Source organism: Burkholderia sp. Se-20378 (genome assembly GCF_017104665.1).
Classification (GTDB): Bacteria; Pseudomonadota; Gammaproteobacteria; order Burkholderiales; family Burkholderiaceae; genus Burkholderia; species Burkholderia lata.
The window spans coordinates 1-4,615 of the sequence record NZ_JAAGPG010000608.1 but is presented as its reverse complement, the minus strand read 5'-3'; the positions used below and the strand labels follow the sequence as shown (position 1 = coordinate 4,615).

Annotated in this window: 3 protein-coding genes; all 3 read right to left on the bottom strand. The window is 69.0% G+C overall.

The window, feature by feature from the left end; translation table 11 throughout:
- Nucleotides 1-265 precede the first annotated feature (265 nt).
- Nucleotides 266-2,125, bottom strand: coding sequence for a dihydroxy-acid dehydratase (ilvD, locus tag G3N93_RS34715; protein WP_174932275.1), 1,860 nt, complete (start codon nucleotides 2,123-2,125; stop codon nucleotides 266-268).
- 285 nt (nucleotides 2,126-2,410) lie between these two features.
- The gene (locus tag G3N93_RS34710; protein ID WP_174935756.1) at nucleotides 2,411-3,433 is read right to left on the bottom strand and encodes an Ldh family oxidoreductase; all 1,023 of its coding nucleotides are present in this window, start codon (nucleotides 3,431-3,433) and stop codon (nucleotides 2,411-2,413) included.
- A 1-nt stretch (nucleotide 3,434) separates the two neighbouring features.
- Nucleotides 3,435-4,615 (bottom strand): aldehyde dehydrogenase (NADP(+)) (locus G3N93_RS34705; protein ID WP_206134994.1); only part of this gene is annotated, 1,181 nt, incomplete at its 5' end.

Sequence of the window (4,615 nt, the reverse complement as noted above, 5' to 3'; positions counted from 1 at the left end):
GCACCCGGGCGGCGGCGGCGGGGGGTACGGCGGCGCGCGGCCGCAAGGCGGCGGAAACGGCGGCGGAAGCCACGGTGGTGGCGGTGGCGGAGGAGGCGGCGGCGGTCCGGAAGACTTCCGTCACTGACGATGCCGGCGCTTTCTGCCGGCGCCCGATGAAAAAAAGCCGCTCCGGAGAGCGGCTTCTGGATCGGGCGAGCGGGCGGTCGTACGGCCCGCAGCCTGACCGGCTGCGCGTTGCAAGCAGCCGATCAGGCTACCCCTGTCAGTCGTCGAGCAGCGACAGGTCGCGCACGGCGCCCTTGTCGGCGGACATGACCAGCTTCGCGTAGGCCTTCAGCGCGGCTGACACCTTGCGCGGACGCGGTTGCGCCGGCTTCCAGCCCTTCGCGTTCTGCTCTTCGCGGCGGCGCGCCAGTTCCTCGTCCGACACCAGCACGTCGATCGTGCGGTTCGGGATGTCGATGCGGATCTTGTCGCCGTCGCGCACGAGGCCGATCGCGCCGCCCGCTGCCGCTTCCGGCGAGCAATGGCCGATCGACAGGCCCGACGTGCCGCCCGAGAAACGGCCGTCCGTCAGCAGCGCGCATGCCTTGCCGAGGCCCTTCGACTTGATGTAGCTGGTCGGATAGAGCATTTCCTGCATGCCGGGGCCGCCCTTCGGGCCTTCGTAGCGCACGATCACCACGTCGCCCGCCTTGACCTTGTCGTTCAGGATGTTTTCGACTGCTTCGTCCTGCGATTCGGTCACGTGCGCCGTGCCTTCGAACACGAGGATGCTCTCGTCGACGCCGGCCGTCTTCACCACGCAGCCGTCGAGCGCGATGTTGCCCGTCAGCACGGCGAGGCCGCCTTCCTTCGAGAATGCATGCTCGTACGAGCGGATGCAGCCTTCGGCGCGATCGAGGTCGAGGCTCGGCCAGCGCGTGTTCTGGCTGAACGCGACCTGCGTCGGGACGCCGGCCGGGCCGGCCTGGTAGAACGTGCGGACCGCTTCGTCCTGCGTGCGGACGATGTCCCACTGGTCGAGCGCATCCTTCAGCGACGGCGTGTGCACGGTCGGCACGTCGGTGTGCAGCTTGCCGGCGCGGTCGAGCTCGCCGAGGATCGCCATGATGCCGCCTGCGCGGTGCACATCCTCGATGTGGTACTTGTTCGTGTTCGGCGCGACCTTGCACAGCTGCGGCACGACGCGCGACAGGCGGTCGATGTCCTTCATCGTGAAGTCGATGCCGGCTTCCTGCGCGATCGCCAGCAGGTGCAGGATCGTGTTGGTCGAACCGCCCATCGCGATGTCGAGCGTCATCGCGTTCTCGAATGCCTTGAAGCCCACCGAGCGCGGCAGCACGCGTTCGTCGTCCTGCTCGTAGTGCTGGCGGGTGAGTTCGACGATGCGACGGCCGGCGCGCTTGAACAGTTGCTCGCGGTCGGCGTGCGTGGCCACCACCGTGCCGTTGCCGGGCAGCGACAGGCCGAGCGCTTCGGTCAGGCAGTTCATCGAGTTCGCGGTGAACATGCCCGAGCACGAGCCGCAAGTCGGGCAGGCCGAGCGTTCGACTTCGGCGACTTCGGCGTCGGAGTACGACGGGTCGACGGCGATCACCATTGCGTCGACGAGGTCGAGCTTCTTCACTTCGATGGCCTTGGTGACCGGGTTCGCGAGGCGCGTCTTGCCCGCTTCCATCGGGCCGCCCGACACGAAGATCACCGGGATGTTCAGGCGCATCGCGGCCATCAGCATCCCCGGCGTGATCTTGTCGCAGTTCGAGATGCACACCATTGCGTCCGCGCAATGCGCGTTCACCATGTATTCGACCGAGTCGGCGATGATGTCGCGGCTCGGCAGCGAATACAGCATGCCGTCGTGGCCCATCGCGATGCCGTCGTCGACCGCGATCGTGTTGAATTCCTTCGCGACGCCGCCGGCAGCCTCGATCTCGCGCGCGACGAGCTGGCCGAGATCCTTCAGGTGCACGTGGCCCGGCACGAACTGGGTGAACGAGTTGACGACCGCGATGATCGGCTTCGAGAAATCGTCGTCTTTCATGCCGGTGGCGCGCCAGAGCGAGCGCGCACCTGCCATGTTGCGGCCGGCGGTGGAGGTTTTGGAACGGTAAGTGGGCATTGTCGTTGCTGAAGAAATATCGCGGGAAAAGGGTGGAGGCACGGGGAATAAAGGCCTCTCTCGCGCCCGTGCGAACAACCTCTTGAGCTGCGCCCAGGGCAAACCGGCCGATTATCCCACAGCCGCCGCGGGCGTGGCGCCCATGGGGCCGGCAACCGACGCGGGCAGCGTGCCCGGCGCGGAACGCATGCGCGGGTGGCGGTACGCTCGCGCGACCGGCCTGCGAGAAGGCCGGATCGCGTCTCGATCGCGGATGAATACGCGATCCGGCCCCATGCTTCGCGATCAGTCGAGCAGCGTCAGGATCTCGTCGTACAGCGCCTTCGGAATCCGCACGCCGTGCGCGATGCTGCGCGCGCGGGCGTCGAAGCGGCGTTGCGACGGCAGCCGCGCACCCTGCGCGACGATCGATTCGAACATCCGTTCGCCGCGCGCGAGCCCCGTGTCGAGATCGTCGCCGAGGAACACCTTCGGGTCGAACGCGATCACGAGCTCGCCGTGACACGGCGTCGCGCCGACGCCTTCGTCGAAGTCCATCGACTCGCGGCTCGTCATGTCGCCGATCAGCGCGCCGCCGAGCAGTTCGACCATCGCCGCGAGCGCCGAACCCTTGTGGCCGCCGAACGTGCGCATCGCGCCCTGCAACGCGGCTTTCGGATCGGTGGTCGGCCGGCCGTCGGCGTCGATGGCCCATTCCGGCGGGATCGCCTTGCCTTGCTTCGCATGCAGCTCGATGTCGCCGCGCGCAATCGCGCTCGTCGCGAAATCGAACACGAACGGCACGCCGCCCGGGCGCGGCCACGCGAACGCGATCGGGTTCGTGCCGAACACGGGCTCGCGGCCGCCCTCCGGCGCGACCCAGCTATGGCTCGGATTCATCGCGATGCCGACCAGCCCCTCGGCCGCGATGGCCTCGACCTCGGGCCACAGCGCAGAGAAGTGGTAGCAGTGGTTGATCGTCATCGCGGCGATGCCGTGCTGTTTCGCCATCTCGACGAGCACCGGCAGGCCCGTCTCGAAGCTCAGCAGCGAGAAGCCGCGATGCGCGTCGACCGAGACGATCGACGACGACAGCCGGCGCAGCGTCGGCACGGCTTGCGGATCGACCTTGCCCTTCTTCAGCGAACGCACGCAGACGAGCAGCCGGTACACGCCATGCGAATGGCATTCGTCGCGCTGGCCCTGCGTGATCACGTTGGCGATGGCCCGCGCATGGGCGTCGGACATGCCGTTGTGCGTCAGCACGCGCAGCGCGAGCGCGTGGACGTCATCGAGCGACAGGACGACTTCGGCGGTGGATGCGGTCATGTCACGCCTCCCGCGGCGCCGGCACGCCGTCGATGCGTTGCGGCACGTTCAGCGGGTTGCCGTTGCGGATCGCTTCCGGCAGCAGCGCCTCCGGCAGGTCCTGATACGACACGGGGCGCAGGAAGCGTTCGATCGCGCGTGCGCCGACGGACGTCGTGCGCGTGTCGGACGTGGCCGGGAACGGGCCGCCGTGCACCATCGCATGCCCGACCTCGACGCCCGTGCCGAAGCCGTTGACGAGAATGCGGCCGGCCTTGCGCTCGAGCAGCGGGCGCAGCGCGGCGAACAGCGGCGCGTCGCCGTCGGCGAGGTGCGCGGCGATCGTCAGCTGGCCTTCGAGCGACTTCAGCACGCGATGCAGCGTGTCGGCGTCCGGGCACCGGACGATCAGCGAAGCGGGGCCGAAGACTTCGTCGCGCAACTCGGGATGCGCGATGAACGCATCGGCCGAGGTCGCGAGCAGCGCCGCACGGGCCTGCAGGCGGTTGCCTTCGGCGCCTTGCGCGAGCAGTTCGACGGCAGTGTGATCGTGCAGCGCCGCGACACCTTGTTCGTAGCTGGCGTGGATGTGCGGCGTCAGCATGGTTTGCGCGGGCACTGCACGTACCGCGGCGGCGGCCGTTTCCTCGAACGCACGCAGCGCGGGCCCGTCGACGGCGAGCACGAGGCCCGGGTTCGTGCAGAACTGGCCGGCGCCGAGCGTGAGCGACGCGACGAACTGCGGCGCGATCGCATCGTGACGCGCGTCGAGCGCGGCGGGAAACAACAGCACGGGATTGATCGAGCTCATTTCCGCATAGACGGGAATCGGTTCGGGGCGCGCCGCCGCGATATGCATCAGCGCGACGCCGCCGCGGCGCGAGCCGGTGAAGCCGACGGCCTTGATGCGCGGATCGGCGACCAGCGCCTGGCCGATCTCGCGCGACGCGTCGAACAGCAGCGAGAACACGCCGGCCGGCATCCCGCATTCGCGTGCGGCCTGCTGGATTGCGCGGCCGACGAGCGCCGACGTGCCCGGGTGCGCCGAATGCGCCTTGACGATCACCGGGCAGCCGGCTGCGAGCGCCGATGCCGTATCGCCGCCGGCGACCGAGAACGCGAGCGGGAAGTTCGACGCGCCGAACACGGCGACGGGCCCGACCGCGACGTTGCGCAGGCGCAGGTCGACGCGCGGCAGCGGCA

Bases quoted from the DNA above. Each gene is read 5' to 3' on its own strand.
- G3N93_RS34710 (WP_174935756.1), bottom strand. From the start codon at position 3,433: ATGACCGCATCCACCGCCGAAGTCGTCCTGTCGCTCGATGACGTCCAC.
- ilvD (WP_174932275.1), bottom strand. From the start codon at position 2,125: ATGCCCACTTACCGTTCCAAAACCTCCACCGCCGGCCGCAACATGGCA.